18 protein-coding genes, 2 tRNA genes, 1 rRNA gene and 1 riboswitch are annotated in these 20,362 nt (G+C 46.0%); of the genes, 20 read left to right on the top strand and 1 reads right to left on the bottom strand.

What is annotated here, in order from left to right; genetic code table 11:
- The first annotated feature begins 2 nt into the window (after nt 1-2).
- The 9 genes from T359_RS21490 (at nt 3) to T359_RS0108180 (ending at nt 10,832) form a co-directional block, all read left to right on the top strand.
- Nucleotides 3-1,403 carry a glycosyltransferase family 2 protein gene (locus T359_RS21490; protein ID WP_051545144.1) on the top strand — a complete coding sequence of 467 codons (1,401 nt, stop codon included), beginning with the start codon at nt 3-5 and terminating at the stop codon, nt 1,401-1,403.
- 2 nt (nt 1,404-1,405) lie between these two features.
- Complete coding sequence (locus tag T359_RS0108220) at nt 1,406-2,371, top strand: glycosyltransferase family 2 protein (protein WP_026517055.1); 966 nt, start codon at nt 1,406-1,408, stop codon at nt 2,369-2,371.
- Nucleotides 2,372-3,778, top strand: coding sequence for an undecaprenyl-phosphate glucose phosphotransferase (locus T359_RS0108215; RefSeq protein ID WP_026517054.1), 1,407 nt, complete (start codon nt 2,372-2,374; stop codon nt 3,776-3,778).
- A gap of 146 nt (nt 3,779-3,924) precedes the next feature.
- On the top strand, nt 3,925-5,262 hold the full coding sequence (locus T359_RS0108205) for an LCP family protein (RefSeq protein ID WP_026517053.1): 1,338 nt from the start codon (nt 3,925-3,927) through the stop codon (nt 5,260-5,262).
- A 64-nt stretch (nt 5,263-5,326) separates the two neighbouring features.
- Nucleotides 5,327-6,259 carry a glycosyltransferase family 2 protein gene (locus T359_RS0108200; RefSeq protein WP_026517052.1) on the top strand — a complete coding sequence of 311 codons (933 nt, stop codon included), beginning with the start codon at nt 5,327-5,329 and terminating at the stop codon, nt 6,257-6,259.
- A 10-nt stretch (nt 6,260-6,269) separates the two neighbouring features.
- Nucleotides 6,270-6,923 (top strand): GTP pyrophosphokinase, encoded by a 654-nt coding sequence (locus T359_RS0108195; RefSeq protein ID WP_026517051.1) that lies wholly within the window; start codon nt 6,270-6,272, stop codon nt 6,921-6,923.
- 308 nt (nt 6,924-7,231) lie between these two features.
- Nucleotides 7,232-7,771 carry a hypothetical protein gene (locus T359_RS0108190; RefSeq protein WP_026517050.1) on the top strand — a complete coding sequence of 180 codons (540 nt, stop codon included), beginning with the start codon at nt 7,232-7,234 and terminating at the stop codon, nt 7,769-7,771.
- Between the two features lie 121 nt (nt 7,772-7,892).
- A complete protein-coding gene (locus T359_RS0108185; protein ID WP_242839065.1) occupies nt 7,893-9,392 on the top strand; it encodes a M23 family metallopeptidase in 1,500 nt (499 codons plus the stop codon).
- Between the two features lie 147 nt (nt 9,393-9,539).
- Nucleotides 9,540-10,832 (top strand): UDP-N-acetylglucosamine 1-carboxyvinyltransferase, encoded by a 1,293-nt coding sequence (locus T359_RS0108180; RefSeq protein ID WP_026517048.1) that lies wholly within the window; start codon nt 9,540-9,542, stop codon nt 10,830-10,832.
- A gap of 88 nt (nt 10,833-10,920) precedes the next feature.
- Here the strand turns inward: T359_RS0108180 and T359_RS0108175 are convergent, their stop codons facing one another.
- A complete protein-coding gene (locus T359_RS0108175) occupies nt 10,921-12,003 on the bottom strand; it encodes an HD-GYP domain-containing protein (RefSeq protein ID WP_026517047.1) in 1,083 nt (360 codons plus the stop codon).
- A gap of 122 nt (nt 12,004-12,125) precedes the next feature.
- Nucleotides 12,126-12,243: riboswitch (FMN riboswitch) on the top strand.
- 111 nt (nt 12,244-12,354) lie between these two features.
- Between T359_RS0108175 and T359_RS0108170 the strand changes: the two genes are divergently transcribed.
- From T359_RS0108170 to T359_RS0108120, 11 genes are all read left to right on the top strand, one after another.
- Nucleotides 12,355-13,149 carry an ECF transporter S component gene (locus tag T359_RS0108170; RefSeq protein WP_026517046.1) on the top strand — a complete coding sequence of 265 codons (795 nt, stop codon included), beginning with the start codon at nt 12,355-12,357 and terminating at the stop codon, nt 13,147-13,149.
- Between the two features lie 103 nt (nt 13,150-13,252).
- A complete protein-coding gene (gene tsaE / locus T359_RS0108165) occupies nt 13,253-13,690 on the top strand; it encodes a tRNA (adenosine(37)-N6)-threonylcarbamoyltransferase complex ATPase subunit type 1 TsaE (protein ID WP_026517045.1) in 438 nt (145 codons plus the stop codon).
- A 20-nt stretch (nt 13,691-13,710) separates the two neighbouring features.
- Nucleotides 13,711-14,928, top strand: a complete 1,218-nt coding sequence (locus T359_RS0108160) for a bifunctional tRNA (adenosine(37)-N6)-threonylcarbamoyltransferase complex dimerization subunit type 1 TsaB/ribosomal protein alanine acetyltransferase RimI (RefSeq protein ID WP_026517044.1) — start codon at nt 13,711-13,713, stop codon at nt 14,926-14,928.
- A gap of 7 nt (nt 14,929-14,935) precedes the next feature.
- Nucleotides 14,936-15,859: a ribonuclease Z gene (locus T359_RS0108155; RefSeq protein ID WP_026517043.1), complete on the top strand. Its 924-nt coding sequence runs from the start codon at nt 14,936-14,938 to the stop codon at nt 15,857-15,859.
- Between the two features lie 39 nt (nt 15,860-15,898).
- Nucleotides 15,899-16,474, top strand: coding sequence for a DUF6715 family protein (locus tag T359_RS0108150; protein ID WP_026517042.1), 576 nt, complete (start codon nt 15,899-15,901; stop codon nt 16,472-16,474).
- Between the two features lie 23 nt (nt 16,475-16,497).
- On the top strand, nt 16,498-17,643 hold the full coding sequence (gene tsaD, locus T359_RS0108145) for a tRNA (adenosine(37)-N6)-threonylcarbamoyltransferase complex transferase subunit TsaD (RefSeq protein ID WP_026517041.1): 1,146 nt from the start codon (nt 16,498-16,500) through the stop codon (nt 17,641-17,643).
- Between the two features lie 12 nt (nt 17,644-17,655).
- Nucleotides 17,656-18,360 (top strand): 2-C-methyl-D-erythritol 4-phosphate cytidylyltransferase, encoded by a 705-nt coding sequence (gene ispD, locus T359_RS0108140; RefSeq protein ID WP_026517040.1) that lies wholly within the window; start codon nt 17,656-17,658, stop codon nt 18,358-18,360.
- Entirely contained in the window at nt 18,353-19,411 is a 1,059-nt protein-coding gene (locus tag T359_RS0108135; protein WP_026517039.1) for a glycosyltransferase family 4 protein, read from the top strand. The genes ispD and T359_RS0108135 overlap by 8 nt, the downstream gene beginning before the upstream one ends.
- Before the next feature lie 329 nt (nt 19,412-19,740).
- Nucleotides 19,741-19,826, top strand: a tRNA-Ser gene (locus tag T359_RS0108130).
- 57 nt (nt 19,827-19,883) lie between these two features.
- Nucleotides 19,884-19,972 (top strand) — tRNA-Ser (locus tag T359_RS0108125).
- A 169-nt stretch (nt 19,973-20,141) separates the two neighbouring features.
- A 16S ribosomal RNA gene (locus T359_RS0108120) occupies nt 20,142-20,362 on the top strand; the annotation flags it as partial.

Genomic DNA, 20,362 nt, shown 5'->3' with positions numbered 1-20,362 from the left:
AAATGGGTATAAAAAATGCGGCCTCCAAAACAATAGCATATGCTAAACGCAATGGTGCTAAGGCCGCATTTTTTGCTGCCTTTGAGAGAATATCAGACAAGCTCCGGGACAGATACAGATTCCTGCCCCTTTCCGAGGAAGTTCTTTCCGAGCAGAGACAGGAATATAAGGCTCTGGTAAAAGATGGCAACTGTGTCAGATTCAGCATTGTGGTGCCTCTTTACAACACACCGGAGAAATATTTACAGGAAATGATAGAGTCGGTGATTTCCCAGACCTACGGCGACTGGGAACTGGTACTGGCCGACGCCTCCATGAACAGCTCCGACATGGCGCTGGAATATGCGGGGAAGGATCCGAGAATTAAGTACTATCATCTTGGAACCAACGAAGGAATTTCGATCAATACAAACAGGGGCCTGGAGAAGGCTTCCGGTGATTATGTGGGACTTTTGGATCATGATGATCTGTTGACCCCGGATGCTCTGTATGAGGTGTCCAAGGTCATCAGAAAGAGCATGAAGACCAACAAGCTGGCCCGGTATTCGGACTGCCCCATAAGACTTATATATTCCGATGAGGATAAATACGACGATACAAGAGGCGTTTATTATGAACCCCATATCAAACCCTCTTTTAATATGGACTATCTTATGTCCAATAATTATATCTGCCATTTTACCGTCATGAGAGCGGATGTGATAAAAAGACTGAAGCTTCGTGACAAGTATGACGGAGCCCAGGATTATGACCTGTTCCTCAGGGCCTGCGGTGAAGCGGCGCTTTCCATGCCTGCGGCTTCCGGCCAGATTGCCCATATCAGCAAGGTTTTATATCACTGGAGATGCCACCGCGGTTCAACTGCGGCCAATCCAGCCAGCAAGACCTATGCCTATGAGGCGGGCAAGAGGGCCCTTTCTGATTTTTGCGCAAGGAACAAGATAGCAGCCGAGGCTGAGTCTCTGCGTCACCTTGGCTTTTACAGACTCAATTATACCGGAGACTTCTTTGAGTCCAGGAAGGATGTGGGCTGCATAGGCGGCAAGCTCCTGGATAAAAAGGGCAGGATCTGCGGAGGTATTTATAAAAAAGACGGAACCGTGGTTTACGACAGGCTTCCGGAGGGCTTTAGCGGCGGACCTCAGCACAGAGCCGTACTTCAGCAGAATTGTGCTGCGGTAGATGTCAGATGCATTAGTGTCAGCTCTCAGTTTATTCCTGTGTATGAAGAGATCACAGGAACAAAGTATAGTGACAGCTTCTTCGGAAAAGGGGAAAACGACAGCTATTTCAAAACTATGACTGATGAGGCCATAATGGAGATGAACCTTAAGTTCTGTGAGGAGATCAGAAAGAAGGGCCTACGGGTTCTCTGGGATCCCAAGGTTATCAAAAGGGTTTGAAAATGGAAAAGGTTACGGTTATAATTCCTAACTACAACGGGGCGAAATTTCTGCAGGATTGTCTTAGGAGCCTTAAAAAACAAACATATAAGGATTTTTGTGTTATCATAGTTGATAACGGTTCTGAAGACAGCAGTGTTTCCTTTGTTAAGGACAAGTATCCGGAAATGAAGGTTCTGGAGCTTGGCAGTAACACCGGCTTTGCCAATGCTGTCAACGAAGGCATAAGAGCCGCAGATACAGAGTATGTTTTTCTTCTGAACAACGACACTGTCTGCGATGAGAAGGCCATCGAGTCCCTGGTCAGAGTCATGGACAAAAAGAAGGATCTTTTCAGCGCCCAGGCCAAGATGCTTCAGCTTCACCATCCTGATCTGGTGGATGATGCCGGAGACTATTACTGCGCTTTGGGATGGGCCTTTGCTCCTTCCAAGGACAAGAATGCAGACAATTATAAAAAGAGACTCTATATCACTTCCGCCTGCGCAGGGGCAGCCATCTACAGGAAGTCCATGCTGGATGAGGTGGGCCTTTTTGACGAGGCGCATTTTTGCTATCTGGAGGACGTGGATCTGGGCTACCGGGCAAGACTTTACGGCTACAGGAACCTTATGGAGCCCTCGGCGGTGGTATATCACGCCGGCAGCGGCAGCAGCGGTTCAAGGCATAATGCATTTAAGGTTGAACTGACAGCAGCCAATAATTTATACTTAATATATAAAAATATGCCTTTTTTACAGGTTTTGATTAATCTCCCGCTTATTATTGCGGGCATACTTATAAAACATGTTTTTTACATGAAAAAAGGGTTGGGAAAAGCCCATATAAAGGGCCTTCTTAGTGGCTTTTCAAGGATATTCAAGGGCTCAGACAAAAGAGTCCGATTCGGGGGAAGACAGGCTGTTAACAGCCTTAAACTGCAGCTGGAGCTGTGGCTTAACTGCCTAAGAAGAATTGGTATTGTTTAAATGATAAAAGATAACCAGACACATCTTAATAGGTTGCATGTTATAGTGGACGGGCTCATCGTAGCCGGTTCCTACATGTTGTCCTATTATTTGAAATTTGAATCTGTTTTCAGGGACAAGAATCCCGGTGGCGTTCTTTCAATGTCCACCTATTTTTCTGCGCTTTATTATCTTGTGCCCTCATATCTTTTTTTGTACTACATGGTTCAGCTCTACACGTCCAGGAGAGCCCTGAGGCTTTGGAATGAGTTTGTGGACATAGTTCAGGCCAACCTCATGGGAATTGTTGGATTTCTGGTGCTTTTGTACATGTTAAAGCAGAGTAACTTTTCCCGAACCATGCTGGGTATATTCTTCGTTCTGAATATTGCACTGACGACCCTGGCACATGGACTTCTTCGTAAGTTCCTACGGTATATCAGGAAAAAGGGATATAACATCAAGCATATTCTTCTGGTGGGATATTCCAGGGCTGCAGAGGCCTACATCAGCAGGGTATTGGAAAATCCCCAGTGGGGCTATGACATAGCAGGTGTCTTGGACGATTTCGTTCCCATAGGAACCAGCTACCATGGCATAAAGGTTGTGGGAAAGACCGATCAGCTTCAGGATTACCTTGTTAACAGCAATTACGATGAAATTACCATCACGCTTCCTCTGGATGATTACGACAGACTTGAGGAGCTTGTGGCTCAGTGTGAGAAATCGGGAGTGCACACCAAGTTCATTCCGGATTATACTTCACTTTTCCCCAGCAATCCTTACACAGAGGACGTTCAGGGACTTCCGGTTGTCAACATCAGATATGTGCCGCTTACTAATTCCTTTAACAAGCTGGCCAAAAGGGTTGTTGACATCATCGGTTCTTTTATCGGCATCATTCTTACATCGCCTGTAATGCTGGTGGCAGCTATTGCGGTTAAGCTCAGCAGCAAGGGTCCGATCATCTACAAGCAGGAGAGGATCGGCCTTAATGGACAGCCCTTTATGATGTACAAATTCAGATCCATGAGGGTTCAGACCGAGGCTGAGGAGAAGAAGGGATGGACCACCAAGGGAGATCCAAGAGTTACCGGCGTTGGCGCCTTCCTTAGGAAATACAGTATTGACGAGCTTCCTCAGCTCTTTAATATCTTCGTTGGACAGATGAGCCTTGTGGGACCAAGGCCCGAGAGACCTCAGTTCGTTGAGAAGTTCAAGGAGCAGATCCCCAGATATATGGTAAAACACCAGGTAAGACCGGGACTTACAGGCTGGGCTCAGATCAACGGTTACAGAGGCGACACATCTATCAGAAAAAGAATCGATTACGATATTTACTATATCGAAAACTGGACCATGGGATTTGATTTTAAGATAATCCTCGGAACCATAAGATACGGACTTTTTAACAAAAATGCCTATTGATGCACCGGCGGAAAGCCGCATGGATGCTGAGAAAGCGCATATACTTGTATATTTTCGGTGTTTGTGGCAAAATATACAAGTGTATGCGCTTTTGACTTATGCAATATATACACAAAAAGTTTTATTGGGAAAAAAGGAGAATAAACATGTCAAATCGTGATGACGAGTATTATGACAGAAATGACAGAGATGACAGAAGACCATCCAGAGATGACAGATATAATGATGATTATGATGACTATGATGACAGACCCGTGAGAAGATCCTCACAGGGATCATCCTCAGGAAGATCTTCAAGAAACGGCTCAGGCAGACCTTCATCATCAAGGCCCTCTTCCTCAAGAAGCGGATCCTCCAAGGGAGGCAGAAACGGCTCATCACATGCCGGAAAGAGTTCAGGAAGACCTGCTCAGTCAGGCAAGAGACGCCCCAAGAAGAAAAAGAATCAGACCAAGGCAATAGCACTTCTCGTAGGAGAGATACTTATCGCCTGCGTACTTATCTATGTGGCATATACCCTGTTCTTTAAGGTTGATGTTACCAAGGTTGGTAAGGTTAACATGGACGAAGAGGTTATCAGCCAGAGTATCAATGAGACAGTAGCTGAGAACGTGCAGATGTCCGGATATACCAACTTAGCACTTTTCGGTGTTGATGCCCGTGACGGTGAGCTTACCAAGAATACCAGATCAGATACGATCATCATCGCATCCATCAACAATGCAAACGGTGAGATCAAGCTTTGCTCAGTATATCGTGATACATACCTTAACCTCAGCAACGACTCTTATACCAAGTGTAACGCAGCCTATGCAGAGGGCGGCCCCGAGCAGGCTATATCAATGCTTAACATGAATCTTGATATGGATATCAAGAACTTTATTACCATCGGCTTCAGAGGACTTACAGACGTAGTTGATGCTCTCGGCGGTGTGCCTATCGAGGTAACAGATGCTGAGATTCCTCATCTTAACAACTATCAGTCCACCATGGCTTCAGAGATGGGACTTAAGTACACACCGGTTAACAGCGCCGGACTTCAGACCCTGAACGGACTTCAGGCGACAGCATATTGCCGTATCCGTTACACAGCCGGAGATGACTTCAAGCGTGCCGAGAGACAGAGAACAGTCCTTATGGCCTGCCTTGAAAAGGCCAAGGGAATGGACTTCTCCAAGCTTGAGGAAGTAGCCAACAAGACCTTTAATGAGACCTATACTTCACTTGATCTTACAGAGATCCTTGCACTTCTTAAGAACATTGCCAACTATGAGGTTGTAGATAACAACGGATTCCCTGAGGAGAGCATGCGTGCCACCGGAACCATCGGTAAGAAGGGCAGCTGCGTAATTCCTTCAGACCTTTCATCCAATGTTAAGTGGCTTCACCAGTTCCTGTTTGATGACTCAGAATATTCAGTATCTCCTGATGTTCAGAAGTACAGTGATAAGATCAAGTCTGATACAGACCCATATTTGAATTGATATTCCTAAAGGGGCCGGGCCTTTATGGACCCCGGCCCTTTGTTTATGAAAGAATGAAGACAATATGAATACAGTTGATGTTATTATTCCAACCTACAAACCGGATATTTCTCTTTTCAGACTAATTGATGATCTTCAGACTCAGTCTATCCGTCCGGGACATATCATTATCATGAATACGGAGCAGAAGTACTGGGACAAGCTGATATCCGAGAATTCTGAGAATCCCCTGAAAAAGTACAACAACATAATAGTGAAGCATGTATCCAAGTCGGAGTTTGACCATGGGGAGACCAGAAATCAGGGAGTGCAGTTATCTGATGCGGACTTCTTTCTGATGATGACCCAGGATGCTTTTCCCAGAGACAAGATGCTTATTTCGAGTCTTGCCAAGGCTCTGGACAAGGATGTGGCCGCAGCCTACGCAAGGCAGTATCCCAAAACAGACTGTAACCTTGCGGAGAGATTTTCCAGGAAATTCAATTATCCGAATGAAGCCATGAAGAAGACTCAGGCTGATATCGGAAGGCTTGGAATCAAGACCTATTTTTGCTCAAATGTATGTGCAATGTATAGGCGCGACGTTTATAATGTAATTGGTGGATTTACTCACAAGACCATTTTTAACGAGGATATGGTCTATGCGGGAACTGCCTGCCAGAAGGGCTATGCAATATGCTATGTTCCCGAGGCGGGAGTTATCCATTCACATAATTACAGCGTATCACAGCAGTTTCACAGAAACTTTGACCTCGGGGTTTCCCAGACGGATCATCCGGAGATTTTCGGAAATATCAGCTCTGAGTCCGAGGGAAAAAAGATGGTCAGTCAGACCATTCAGCATTTCAGACATATTGGCAAGGCATATCTCATTCCCCATTACATCATTATGTGCGGCAGCAGGTTTATGGGGTACAAGCTGGGCAGAAATTATAAGAAGCTGCCTAAGGCACTGGTTAGAGCCTGCGCCATGAATAAGGAATATTTCCGCAGTTAAAGGGGATTTTATGGAACTTGATCTTGCATCAAACAGTATAAGAATTTCAGAGGACATTCATTCCTGGGAAGAAGTAAGTCTGATGTATAACTCTGCTCTTAAGCAGATAACAACCAAGATCGAAATTCTCAATGAGGAATTCCAGGAGGTTCACAGGTACAACCCTATCGAGCACGTTAAGGCCAGGGTTAAGACTCCTGAGAGCATTGTCAAAAAGCTTAAGCGCAACGGCTATGAGTCCACCATTGAGAATATGGTACGCTATGTCAACGATATAGCCGGAATCCGTATTATATGTTCATTTACATCGGATATTTACAGAATCGCCGAGATGATAAGCAATCAGAAGGATATTCAGGTTCTTACCGTCAAGGATTATATTATGAACCCAAAAAAGAGCGGCTACAGAAGCTACCACATGATAGTTTCCCTGCCGGTCTATCTTTCCGATCGCATTGTCAATGTTAAGGTGGAGATTCAGATCAGAACCGTAGCCATGGATTTCTGGGCTTCATTGGAGCACAAGATCCAGTACAAGTTTGAGGGAAAGGCTCCTAACCATATTAACAGTGAGCTTCATGAATGTGCCAAGATGGTGGCTGATCTTGATGCCAGAATGCTGTCCCTTAATGAGGAGATTCTGGCGATAGAATCTGGAAAATGATGCGCTTGTGACCCTTTTGAGTCAAATGAAAAAAATAAAAAAGGTCACAAAATGAGGAGTGGGTAGACACGTCTCCGCGCCTACCCTATTATGAAAAAATCTATCTTTCGTTGTTTGGAAGCCGTTTGCCATCGGCTATGTTTATAATATACAAGGCAATTATGAATAAATTATGAACAGAAAATGAACAAAGGGTAAAACTGCATAATAAAATCCTTTTTGCAGATATTATCTTGTTAATTATTCATAATAAATGTATGATACTATAGTTGAAGTTGCGAAAAATAGACAGTTGGGGAGGAAATATCGTGGATAACTTTATGAATAAGATTGCTGAAAAGATTGGGGCTCAGGACATCATAAGGGCTAATTCACAGGCAGAGGCCAAGGAGGCTGAGAGGATCAAGCTTGAGGCGGAGCACTACAAGGCTCTTATGGAGGAACTCAAGCAGAACGCCGAGGACTTCAAGCTCAATGCCGAGGACTTCAAACTTACCGCAGAGGAATACAAGCAGCATCTCGATGAAATGATTGCAGATGCCAGAGCATATAAGGAGAGCCTTGAACAACTGAAGGCTGATTACAAGGAACATCAGGAGACACTGGAAGCCAACGAGACCAGGATCCATGATGTGGGCGTTCAGGTATACAGAAATGTTCAGGCCGTTGTAGAGAAGAATCAGGATAAAAACAAGGAGGCCTTCAAGGAAGTCGAGAGACGACTTGAGGCTGTTCAGGTTGCGGTTGAGACCAAGAACAGCGCTGTTCTTCCTGTACTCATCATCACTCTTTTGGTTGTGGGGGCAGACCTCGTGATCAATGTGCTGAGACTTCTCGGTCTTATTTAAAAAAGAGAAAGCATTAGAAAGATAATCCGATATGAATTCAGGCAATACAATGTTTTACAAAAAAATAAAGATATGGTTTTTGCATTCCGCCTTGGTTGTAATAACCCTATGGATCTTGTTTATGCCCAGCCTGGTAAAATATGAAAAAGGCGGAAACAACATTTTTACCGTAAAGCTGAACAATCAGGTGGTGGGTGTTGTGGCATCCAAAAATGATGCCTATGATGCCTACAGAAGCGCCAGAAGGCAGATAGCACAGGGCAGCGACGAGCTCACCCTGGCTACCTCGGATCTCAGCATCGAAGGAAGCAATGTTTTTTGGTCCACAGTGGATTCAACTTCTGATGTGGCTAAACAGATGGTGGCGGTTATCAATGCCAACAAAAAGAGCACCTTAAACAGAGCATATTCTATCAAGATAAATGAATTTTCCGTCAACCTCGCCAGCATCAACGAGGTCATGCAGTTGTTAAATACCTCTCTTTCCAACTATGACACTGAGAATAAGTATGAGGTTTCCCTTGAGCTTGACGAATCAAGAGAAGTTAATGTGCTTACTCCCAAGGTTCTCAGCAAGGAAGAGGTTCGTAAGGAAGAGAAGATAGCCAAGACAAGTCTGCCCGAGGCAGGCTTTTTCCAGACCGTTTCGGAAATAGTCAACGAGGCAACACCAATCGCCTATGACAAGGACTTTTCGGATTACGAGCTGGGACTTATTGACATCAACTTTGGTGACAAGGTTGAAATCGTGGAGAGTTACCTTCCAAATGAGGAGCTCACAGATCTTTCAACAGCCATAGATGATGTTACAAAAGATAAAGAGACCAATCAGATCTACGAGGTAAAATCAGGAGATACCCTCAGCAGCATTGCTGTTCAGTATGACCTTACCGTTGCGGATCTTATTGCAATGAATGAGTCTTTGGAGGATGAATTTACCAGGATCAGACCTGAGGACGAAATCATTGTAACCGTACCGGAACCGGAACTTTCAGTGGTTTATACTCTTCAGGAATACTATGAAGAGGATTATGAAGCCGAGGTTCAGTACATTCCCAATGATTCCTGGTACACCACTCAGAGCAAGGTTATTCAGGAGCCCTCAGCCGGCCACAGAAAGGTTGTTGCGCTCATTAGCTATACCGATAACTCGGAAAACGGCAGACAGATCGAAAAGGAAGAGGTGACTTATCAGGCTGTTCCCAAGATCGTAGAGAGAGGAACCAAAGTGCCTCCGACCTATGTTAAGCCTATTTCCGGCGGTCGTCTCACATCAGGCTTCGGCAGAAGAAATGCACCTACCAGAGGAGCCAGCTCCTATCACAAGGGCGTTGACTGGGCTACCCCTGTGGGAACCGCTGTTATGGCGTCTTCCTCAGGTCGAGTTACCAGAGCCGGATGGGGAAGCGGATACGGTTATTGTGTATATATCAAGCACGCAGACGGCAGGGAGACCAGATACGGACACCTGTCCAAGATACTGGTTTCAGTGGGACAGTCGGTATCCCAGGGACAGAAGATCGCCCTTTCCGGAAATACCGGTGTATCCACAGGACCTCACCTGCACTTTGAGATCCTCATTAACGGATCTCAGGTTAACCCGCTTAATTACTTGAATTAACAGAACTTTTTCAGTGTCTGTTTTGACACTGGTACATAAATGTGATATAAATATAATTTGTTCGATTATGTAATTTTGACAATTATTGAATGGAATTTATATGCAATCGGCACAAAGATTTTTGTGCAGTATGCTATGAGGATTCTTATGGAAAAATATGTAATTAAAGGCGGGATTCCTCTGGTAGGAGAGGTTGAGATCGGCGGCGCCAAGAACGCAGCGCTGGCTATTCTCGCAGCTTCCATCATGACAGATGAAACCGTATATATAGATAATATGCATGACGGATCCGATACCAATGCCATGCTTCAGGCAATGAAGAGCTCAGGAGCCTTCGTTGAGAGAATCGGCAGACATGGGGTTAAGATCAATGCATCACAGATTCGTGATTATACTTTTGACAATGATGATATGAAAAAAATCAGGGGCTCCTATTATTTTCTCGGAGCTCTCCTTGGCAAATACAAGGAAGGCGGCGTGGTTCTTCCCGGAGGCTGCAGTATAGGCCTGAGACCTATTGACCAGCACATCAAGGGATTCACCGCTCTGGGAGCCAAGGTTAACATTGGACACGGAATTATTGAGGCTCATGCGGATGCACTGGTTGGAAGCCATATCTATCTGGATGTTGTCAGTGTAGGAGCTACCATCAATATCATGATGGCTGCATGTATGGCAGTGGGTAAGACTATTATCGAGAACGCAGCCAAGGAGCCCCACGTAGTTGATTTTGCCAACTTCCTCAACAGTATGGGAGCTGACATCAAGGGCGCAGGTACAGACGTTATCAGGATACGCGGAGTTGAGAAGCTTCACGGCACAGAATATACAATCATTCCCGATCAGATCGAGGCTGGAACCTTTATGATGGCAGCAGCTGCAACCAAGGGAGATATCACAGTCAAGAATGTTATCCCCAAGCATCTGGAATCCATCAGTGCCAAGCTTATCGAGATGGGATGTCAGATCCATGAATCCGATGATGCAGTCAGAGTAGTGGCAACCAAGAGACTTCAGAACACACATGTTAAGACTCTTCCTTATCCCGGATATCCTACGGATATGCAGCCACAGATCACTGTAGCTCTGGGTCTTGCCAGCGGCATCAGTATTGTGACAGAGAGTATTTTCGAGAACAGATTCAAATATGTTGATGAGCTCACCAGAATGGGAGCCAATATCAAGGTAGAGGGAAGTACCGCCATCATTGAGGGCGTGGACAAATACACAGGAGCAGTTATTTCCGCTCCGGACCTGAGGGCAGGTGCTGCCCTTGTAATAGCAGCTCTTACAGCGGAAGGCTATTCAACCGTTGAGGATATCAAGTATATCGAGAGAGGTTATGAGGACTTTGATGTGAAGCTTAGAGAGCTGGGCGCTCAGATAGAAAAGGTCGATTCCGACAGAGATATAACCAAGTTTAAAATGAAACATGCATAAGTGGTCATCCACCTATGCATGTTTTTTTATTTAACAGGAAATTGCTTCCTGTTAAATAAAAAACGCTCGCGACATTCTTTCTTGTGCCTTATACGATTTCCTGAATGTAGACTCCCGGGCATTTGCTCAGGTCTATGTAATCTTCGCCCACCTTTATGGTTGGCTTTGAGAGATGGGTCTTATTTACAAAAATGATCTCGCCGATCTCGCCGGTGTTGAGCCTTACGGTGTTAAGCAGATAGGTATTAACAATGTTCTGCAGGAATACCATGATGATCTCGGGATCATACTTGTGAAGTCCCTCCTCTTCAAACATCGATATCGCAATGAAAGGACAAAGAGGACCACGATAATGTCTTGCACTGGTCATGGCATCATATACATCCGCAATGGCCACGGCCTTGGCAAATCTGTCTATCTTGGGCCCTGTTAATTTCAGCGGATAGCCGGTGCCGTCGCATCTTTCGTGGTGCATCAGTGCGGCATTTCTAACATGGGCGCTGATGTTGATGGGCTTTAGTATTTCATATCCCCGCTGTGGGTGTGTCTGAACTATGCTGTATTCGTCACTGGTGAGCTTGCCGGGCTTGGTGATTATGGAGCCGGGGATCATGAGTTTTCCTATATCATGGAAAAGACCTGCCTGTGTGGCTATCTCCAGCTCTTCCTTGTTCCATTTCAGCCACTGGCCAATGATATTGGTGATCAGTGCCACATTTATACAGTGGGTATAGGTGGCATCATCATACATTCTCAGATTGTGGAGCATGTCAAAGATGTTGGTGGCTGTCCTGCCCTTTTCGAGAAGCCCGTATATTGGGGTCATCATGTTGTCCACATTGAAGTTGGGTTCGTTATTGATGATGTCCTGTATCTCGTGTTCAAATCTTGTGGCGCATTCTTCGAAATCTGCACGGAATTCTTTGAATTCCTCGGACTGCTTGAGTCTTTCGGAATAGGATAGCCCCTGAAGGGCAGGCTCGGGAACAATAGGTTCCACGGGATCATCTTCCACGAGAACATCCAGAATAGAATAAAAGGCAAGCCTTGCAATATCTTTGTCTTCAAGGATCGTGCCCTTATCCAGAAGTTTTATATATGAATCATAGGTATAGACATCATTGGCCAGCACCATTCCCGGTGTCAGCTTTCTTGTCACAACTCTCTTCATAGCAACCTCATTTATAAGCGGACAAAAAGGTCAGTTTATCACAATTACAGTTAATTTGATTATAAATTTGCGTAAGGGACTTGTCAAATCAGAGAAATGTGCTAGTATTAGCATATAAAATAATAATTCTTCGGGGCAGGGTGTGATTCCCAACCGGCGGTATAGTCCGCGACCCGCTTAGGCGGCTGACTTGGTGAGATTCCAAGACCGACAGTATAGTCTGGATGAGAGAAGAATGCACAATATGATTTCTTGTGGTAGCCCCAGGTCTATGTATTTTGACTTGGAGCTTTTTTCATTTTTCCCTATCTTCAATTTCAAATATTACCCGATGAGAAAGAGGAGAATAAGATGAACGAAAAACAAACACTTTTAACCACCGTTGCACAGAACTGGGAGCACTTTTTGGCTCTGATACTGCTGATCCTTGCAGCTTTTCTGCTTACCTTTTTCGCTGAAAAGGCCGCCAGAAGGAAAGAACTGAGGGAATCCGGCAGGACAGAGGCTATGTTCAGTGTCAGGAAGATAGCTATTATCGGCGTCTTCTCTGCTATTTCCTTTGTGCTTATGTTTTTTGAGTTTCCGCTGTTTTTTGCACCTTCCTTCTACAAATTTGATTTCAGCGATATCCCTGCGCTTATCGGAGGCTTTGCCTGCGGACCCATGGTTGCTGTAATGATCGAATTCGTGAAGGTTACACTCAATATCCTGATCCAGGGAACCACCTCAGGATTCGTTGGAGAGATTGCCAACTTCGTTGTGGGCGCAGCCTTTGTTGTACCTGCAACCATCATCTACAGATTTAAGAAGAGCAGAAAGGCCGCTCTTTTCAGCTGCCTTGTCGGAACCGTTTGCATTGCTATTGTAGGTGCTCTTCTCAATGCCTTCTTCCTTTTACCTGCCTATGCGGTTATGTTCGGAAGCGGAGTTGATGCATTTATTCAGATGGGAACTGCCATCAATCCTGCAGTAACCAATCTCTTCACCTTCTGTGCTCTCTGCGTTGCTCCCTTCAATCTTCTTAAGGGCATCGTGGACAGCGTTATCACTTTCCTTGTTTACAAGCAGCTCAGTCCTATTCTTAAGGCTGACAGACTGTCTGCTTCCAGAAAGGTTAACAAGGCTGAAGCTGAGGCAGAAGCATAATTTGATATAGTCTCACAGCAGGCTGCGGGTATGGGAGGATGCTCCCATACCCTTTTTTGTGGTATACTAAAATTAATTATGGTTTGTTAACAGTGAGGTTTTTATGGATATAGTAACTAAGCATGAATCCTTTAGTGCAGAGGAAACCTTTGAGATAGGCAGGCGGATAGGGGAAAGCGCCCAGCCCGGAGCTGTTTATACCCTTATCGGAGATCTGGGAGTGGGCAAGACTGTCCTGACCCAGGGTATAGCCAAGGGCCTGGGAATAGAAGGACCTGTCAGCAGCCCGACCTTTACGATCATTCAGGTATATGATCAGGGCAGAATTCCCTTTTATCACTTTGATGTATATCGCATCGGAGACATCAGCGAGATGGACGAGATCGGATATGAGGACTATTTCTACGGGGATGGTCTGTGCATAATCGAATGGGCCAATCTTATCGAGGAGTGCCTGCCGGAGCATTACACTGAGATCGTGATCGAGAAGAACCTGGAAAAGGGCTTTGATTACAGACTTATAACGATGATTAAGAAGTAAAAGGACATTTTTTATAAAATATGAGAATACTTGCAATAGACACATCAGGCCTGGTGGGAGCCGTTGCCATAGCTGACGGCGACATCATCCTGGCCCAGTTTTCAATTCAATATAAGACCACACATTCCGAGATCCTGATGCCCATGCTGGATGATATGTGCAGGAAGGTTCACCTGGACCTTTCTACCATCGATGCCATTGCTGTGGCCAAGGGACCGGGATCCTTCACGGGCTTGAGGATAGGAGCAGCCACCGCCAAGGGACTGGCTCTTGCCCTGGATAAGCCCATTATCCCTGTGCCCACCGTGGACGGCATCGCCTACAATCTCTACGGCAATGAGAAGGTGATCTGCCCCATGATGGATGCCAGAAGGAATCAGGTCTACACGGGACTTTATACCTTCGTGCCCAAGATGCCCGAGGGTAAGAGCATGGAGCGCAGCTTTGACATGCAGATAATCCATGGCCAGTATGCGGCTTCCCTGGATGACATAATCGGTGAGATCAACAGCCTGGGTAAGGCGGTCATCCTGCTTGGTGACGGCGTCCCGGTTTATCATGATGTTTTGGAAAAAAATCTCAAGGTGCCCTATTCCATTGCGCCTATCCATCAGAACAGGCAGAGCGCCGCTTCTGTTGCAGCTCTGGCTGCCAAAATGGCCGGTGAGGGACAGCTTGTTTCAGCGGATGAGTTCGCGCCGGATTACCTCAGAATGTCCCAGGCAGAGCGGGAAGCAAAGGAGGGCTCCGGGGAAAAGAAAAATGCTCCCGGCAAGTCTGAACTTAAGTCTCCCGGCATTATCAGAGTAAGGCCCATGACAGCGGAGGATATCGATGACGCTGCAGCCCTTGAGAAGCTCAATCTGGGCAAAGAGGCCTGGTCCCGCAAGCAGCTTCTGGATGCCATGACAAGGGACGACACCATTTACCTTGTGGCGGAGAAAGCCGGAAGAATCGTGGGCCTGTGCGGTGTTCAGAATATTTCCGGAGACGGAGAGATCACCAATGTATCCGTGGCCGGTGACTGCCGCAAGGAAGGCGTCGGCTACAAGATGGTCAAGCAGCTCCTTGAAAGGGGCCACGGCCTTGGAATCGAGAACTACACCCTTGAGGTCAGAGGCGCCAATGCCCCTGCCATAAGGCTCTATGAGAAGCTGGGCTTTAAGAGCGAAGGCGTTCGCCCCGGCTTTTATGAAGAACCCAAGGATGATGCAGTAATTTATTGGAAAAGGAATTAAGAATTATATGATAGATGTTTGTCTTCTTGGAACAGGCGGAATGATGCCTCTTCCAAACCGTTTTCTCACAGCTCTTTTTGTGAGATACAACGGAAAATGTGTGCTCATCGATTGCGGTGAAGCCACCCAGATCGCCATGAAGAAAAAGGGCCTCAGTGCCAAGCCTATTGATATCATCTGCTTTACTCATTACCATGCGGATCATATCAGCGGCCTTCCCGGAATGCTCCTTACCATGGGAAATGCCGAGAGAACAGAGCCTCTTCTCGTGGTGGGACCCAAGGGTCTTGAAAGGGTAGTGAATGCCCTGAGAGTAATTGCTCCCGAGCTTCCCTTTGAGATCCGTTTTAAAGAGATAACTGAGGACGAGATGTCCTTTGAACCCGAGGGAATGCCCGGATTTACCATAACCGCCTTCAAGGTCAATCACAACATTACCTGCTATGGCTATACCATGAGCCTTAGAAGGCAGGGCAAATTTGATGTGGAGGCCGCCCAGAGTGCCGGCATAGACAGAAGATACTGGAATCCTCTTCAGAAGGGTGAGACCATCACAACCCCCGAGGGAATTGTCTATACTCCCGATATGGTGCTGGGAGCTGAGAGAAAGGGAATCAAGCTTACCTATACAACAGATTCAAGACCTACGGATTCCATAGTCAGAAATGCGAAGAATTCAGATCTTTTCATCTGTGAGGGAATGTACGGAGAACCTGACAAACAGGCCAAGGCCAGAGAAAATAAGCATATGACCTTCTATGAAGCGGCCAGAATGGCAAGAGATGCGGAGGTTCAGGAGATGTGGCTTACTCACTACAGCCCTTCTCTTGTGAATCCTGTAGAGTTTATGCCTGATGTCAAAAAGATTTTTGCCAATAGTAAAGCTGCCAAGGACGGCCGTAGTGTAGAACTTCGATTCGAAGAAGAGTAGTCGCAGATTGTGTGGCGCGAAGCGCAGAAATGAGGGGACATGGAGAAGAATGGTGTTGGTTCAGCGGTAGCGAAATCAATTGTTCTTGTTTTACTTGGGGCCATGGTGGTGTTGGGCTTGTTTTTCCTTTTTAACAGAAAAAAGGATAGCAGCGGAGGGGAAGAAAATTATAAGCTCTCAGCTGTGGATACAATAACTACCACCAACCTGGATAAAACCTATCCGGCGGATCCCAGGAAAGTTGTGGAGCTCTATTGCCAGATCATCAAGGTGCTGTACAACGAAAAATACACAGTGGAACAGGAAAAAGCCATGCTGGATGTCCTGGCAGGAATTCTGGATGATGAGCTTCTTGCCAATCAGACCAATTTCTATGCCGCCATGTCCAATGAGGCCCAAAGCCGCAGAAACGAGGGATACTCTTTCTCCACATATCAGGTGAACAGCTCGACCCCTGAAGAGATAATAATCAATGACAGAAAGTGCTGTGAGGTGGAATGCTACTACAGCCTTATGAAGGGGTCTACCAGAGAGAGCATGTATTACACCTTTTTACTCAGAAAAGATGACCAAAAGAGGTGGAAGATAGCTTATTACGGCCCAACTCAGAACTAGTAATACTTAAAGGGAATACATAAATGGAAATAAACAAGAATGTAGAAGATGACGGCGTTATCTTTATGTCCATCAAGGACAAGGATCAGGCCGAATGTGTAAAGAATACAAAAGAAAATAATGGCGGGGATGTCACTATCCTCGCCATCGAAAGCTCCTGCGACGAAACGGCGGCAGCAGTTGTGAGAAACGGAAGAGAAGTGCTGTCCAATATCATTTCGTCTCAGATTGCTCTTCATACAATTTACGGAGGCGTAGTCCCTGAGATCGCCTCAAGAAAGCATGTGGAAAAGATGAACGGCTGTATCAGGGCCGCTCTTTCCGAGGCGGGACTTACCCTGGATGATATCGATGCTGTGGCTGTGACCTACGGCCCCGGCCTTGTGGGTGCCCTTTTGGTGGGAGTATCCGCTGCCAAAGCCATCGCTTTTGCCAAGAACAAACCCCTTATCGGAGTGCATCATATCGAGGGACATATCAGCGCCAACTTTATTGAGAGTAAAGAATTGGAGCCTCCTTTTGTGTGCCTGGTGGTATCCGGTGGCCATTCCCATCTGGTGGTGGTCAAGGATTACGGTGAGTACGAGATCATAGGACAGACCAGAGATGACGCTGCGGGCGAAGCTTTCGACAAGGTTGCCAGGGCCATTGGCCTTGGATATCCCGGAGGACCCAAGATCGACAAGGCTGCCAGGGAAGGTAATCCCGATGCCTTCACATTTCCTCAGGCCAAGATTGGCGATGCGGAATACGATTTCTCCTTCAGCGGTCTTAAGTCATCAGTTCTTAACTATATCAATCAGGCCAAAATGCAGGGCCAGGAGCTTGATCAGTGCGACGTTGCCGCATCCTTCCAGAAGGCTGTGGTGGAGGTCCTTGCAAGCCATGCCATAAAGGCCTGCAAAGAATACGGCTATGACAAGCTGGCCATAGCGGGAGGAGTTGCCTCCAACACCGCCCTCAGAGAACTTCTGGAAAAAGAGTGCAAGAAGAACAAAATCAGCTTTTTCAGACCCTCACCGGTTTTGTGCACAGATAATGCAGCTATGATAGGTGCTGCAGCTTATTTTGAGTATCAAAAGGGAGTGAGGTTCGGACTGGATATGAACGCTGTGCCCAACCTTCCTCTGGGAGACAGGGAGCGCAGATATCACGCAAACAAAAATTGATGGGAGGCGCGGATGAAAACCGTAGCTATAGTTCTTGCGGCCGGCAGCGGCAGCAGGATGAACTCTGATGTAAAGAAACAGTATATGGAAATCGGGGGAAAGCCCCTTATCTACTATTCTCTCAGAGCCTTTGAGGAGAGCATTATCGATGACATAGTCCTGGTGGTTTCCAGGGGAGATATTGACTATGTCCGCAAGGAAATTGTGGAGAAGTATAAGTTCGATAAGGTGACAGCCATTGTTGAGGGCGGTCTCTACAGATATCACAGCGTAAGACTCGGCCTTGAGGCTGCGGATCCGGCCTGCGATTATGCTTTTATCCACGACGGTGCAAGACCCTTTGTAAACAGGGATATCATCATGAGATCTCTGCATGCCGTTAAGGAATTCGGAGCCTGCGTTGTGGGAATGCCTGTAAAGGATACCATCAAGATCGCAGATGACAAGGGCTTTGCAGCCAGCACTCCCGACAGGGCACATACCTGGCTTATTCAGACTCCCCAGGTTTTTTCCTTCAAAATGATATTGGAACTATATCAGAGGCTTGACCGGGAGGAGGGCGAGCTCATGGCAAGGGGCATCAATATCACTGATGACGCCATGGTTGTTGAGTATTACACTGACAAAAAAATCAAACTGGTTGAGGGAAGTTATACCAATATCAAGATAACTACCCCTGACGATATTCCTGCAGCAGAGGCTATTTTAAATGGGTAAATATGTGAAAGTTTTGATGGTGGGGCCGGACAGATCCGTCCACGGAGGGATCTCGGCGGTTGTTAACGAGTTTTATAAGGCGGGCCTGGACCAAAGGGTGACGCTTAAATACATAGGAACCATGAAGGAAGGCAGCAAACTGAAGAAGCTCTTCGTGGCTGCCTTTGCTTATGCCCGCTTTTTGGCGGCTCTTCCCGGCTTTGATGTGGTACATGTGAACTTTTCTTCAGATATGAGCTTTCTTAGAAAGAGCTATTTTATCAGGGCTGCTCATAAGAAGGGAAAACCTGTTGTGCTTCATCAGCATGGGGGAGACTTTACAACTTTTTACGGAAAAGAGCTGGATGATAAGGGCAGAAAGAAAGCGGCGGATACCCTTAAGATGGGGGATATCATGCTGGTTCTGACTCAGACCTGGAAGGATTATTTCTCAGGCATCATTTCCTCAGATAAGATCAGAGTATTTCCCAACGGAATAAAGACAGAGGGAATAGCTGATGTTGGTACAGCTGACAAGGATTACAACAAGATCCTTTTCCTGGGCAGAGTCTGCAGGGATAAGGGCATGGATGAGTTGCTTCTGGCAATGAAGAATATCCATGAGAAAAATAAGGATGTAAAGCTCTATATCGGCGGCATCTTCGAAGATCCTGCCTATGAAGCCAGGATCCGGGAAATGCAGGACTATGTCACATATCTGGGCTGGGTAACAGGAGATGAGAAGGGCAGGATACTCAAGGAATGTGGAATACTTACGCTTCCTTCATACTTTGAAGGCTTTGGAATGGTTCTTATAGAAGCAATGCTCAGGAAATCTGCTGTGGTAGCTTCCAACGTAGGAGGAATTCCGGACATCATTGAGGATGGAAAGGACGGACTTCTTGTTCCCGCAAAGGATGCTGCAGCCCTGGAACAGGCGCTTTTGAAGGCTGTTACTGAGAAGGATCTGTCGGCAGAACTTGGTGAGAACGGAAGAGCTAAGGTTTTACAAAAATATTCCGTGGAAAAAAATGTCGAAGAACTGGTTTCGATATACGAGAAAATGAAATGACGTTCATCTGTGATTGTCATCATGTGAAATTGTGGTGAAAAAACAGATTTTTTTGAAAATTATTCCGGCTCGGTTTGAGGATGAGCTTGAATCGAGAAAAGGCCAGTGTTTGAGCGGGTGTATCGAGGAATTGGATGACGGTATTTTTCCGCAACAACGTAAATAACTCGATTGAAATTGCGATTTATTATAAAAAAATCAAAAAAATTTGCGAAACATGCTTGACATGTATCCGGCACTTTGTTAATATAATTCTTGCGCTGCGGCGAGATACGAAAACATCTTCCACAGAGCGTTATCTTATCTGAGGTATTCAAATAAGTTAACTCGGAGCGATATCGAAGCGGTCATAACGAGGCGGTCTTGAAAACCGTTTGGCGGCAACGCCACAAGGGTTCGAATCCCTTTCGCTCCGCTTAATTATGAACACGCTGCTACATACAATATCATAATTATTGTGATCAACTATTTTGCAGAAGTACTCAAGTGGTTGAAGAGACACCCCTGGAAAGGGTGCAGGTCGTTAATAGCGGCGCGAGGGTTCAAATCCCTCCTTCTGCGTTTGCCTTGCGTAAATCAGTAAGGTCATAATTAAAGCACCTTGACAAATAAACAGTAATGCAACCCTGAAAAATTCCAAGAGAATTATTCAGAATAACAAACCAAAAGTAATAACGGACAGAACATTAAAGCCAAGCTTTTAGTTCTGGTCGGATTGAACAAAACATTTAAACGTGAGAGTTCGATCCTGGCTCAGGATGAACGCTGGCGGCGTGCCTAACACATGCAAGTCGAACGGACTTAAGACGCTGATGAGGCTTCGGCGGATTCTTGTTTTAAGTTAGTGGCGGACGGGTGAGTAACGCGTGGGCAACCTGCCTCATACTGGGGGATAGCAGTTGGAAACGACTGATAATACCGCATAAGCGCACGGAGTCGCATGACTCAGTG

The sequence above is a fragment of the Butyrivibrio sp. MC2021 genome, assembly GCF_000621605.1.
Taxonomy (GTDB): domain Bacteria; phylum Bacillota; class Clostridia; order Lachnospirales; family Lachnospiraceae; genus Butyrivibrio.
This window is presented reverse-complemented; position numbering and strand designations above follow the sequence as displayed.

Excerpts from the sequence above, each read along its gene's own strand:
- tsaE (WP_026517045.1), top strand. The coding sequence starts at position 13,253 with ATGGATATAGTAACTAAGCATGAATCCTTTAGTGCAGAGGAAACCTTT.
- T359_RS0108200 (WP_026517052.1), top strand. The coding sequence starts at position 5,327 with ATGAATACAGTTGATGTTATTATTCCAACCTACAAACCGGATATTTCT.
- tsaD (WP_026517041.1), top strand. The coding sequence starts at position 16,498 with ATGGAAATAAACAAGAATGTAGAAGATGACGGCGTTATCTTTATGTCC.
- T359_RS0108155 (WP_026517043.1), top strand. The coding sequence starts at position 14,936 with ATGATAGATGTTTGTCTTCTTGGAACAGGCGGAATGATGCCTCTTCCA.
- T359_RS0108150 (WP_026517042.1), top strand. The coding sequence starts at position 15,899 with ATGGAGAAGAATGGTGTTGGTTCAGCGGTAGCGAAATCAATTGTTCTT.
- ispD (WP_026517040.1), top strand. The coding sequence starts at position 17,656 with ATGAAAACCGTAGCTATAGTTCTTGCGGCCGGCAGCGGCAGCAGGATG.
- T359_RS0108160 (WP_026517044.1), top strand. The coding sequence starts at position 13,711 with ATGAGAATACTTGCAATAGACACATCAGGCCTGGTGGGAGCCGTTGCC.
- T359_RS0108215 (WP_026517054.1), top strand. The coding sequence starts at position 2,372 with ATGATAAAAGATAACCAGACACATCTTAATAGGTTGCATGTTATAGTG.
- T359_RS0108135 (WP_026517039.1), top strand. The coding sequence starts at position 18,353 with ATGGGTAAATATGTGAAAGTTTTGATGGTGGGGCCGGACAGATCCGTC.
- T359_RS0108180 (WP_026517048.1), top strand. The coding sequence starts at position 9,540 with ATGGAAAAATATGTAATTAAAGGCGGGATTCCTCTGGTAGGAGAGGTT.
- T359_RS0108205 (WP_026517053.1), top strand. The coding sequence starts at position 3,925 with ATGTCAAATCGTGATGACGAGTATTATGACAGAAATGACAGAGATGAC.
- T359_RS0108220 (WP_026517055.1), top strand. The coding sequence starts at position 1,406 with ATGGAAAAGGTTACGGTTATAATTCCTAACTACAACGGGGCGAAATTT.
- T359_RS0108175 (WP_026517047.1), bottom strand. The coding sequence starts at position 12,003 with ATGAAGAGAGTTGTGACAAGAAAGCTGACACCGGGAATGGTGCTGGCC.
- T359_RS21490 (WP_051545144.1), top strand. The coding sequence starts at position 3 with ATGGGTATAAAAAATGCGGCCTCCAAAACAATAGCATATGCTAAACGC.
- T359_RS0108185 (WP_242839065.1), top strand. The coding sequence starts at position 7,893 with ATGCCCAGCCTGGTAAAATATGAAAAAGGCGGAAACAACATTTTTACC.
- T359_RS0108195 (WP_026517051.1), top strand. The coding sequence starts at position 6,270 with ATGGAACTTGATCTTGCATCAAACAGTATAAGAATTTCAGAGGACATT.
- T359_RS0108170 (WP_026517046.1), top strand. The coding sequence starts at position 12,355 with ATGAACGAAAAACAAACACTTTTAACCACCGTTGCACAGAACTGGGAG.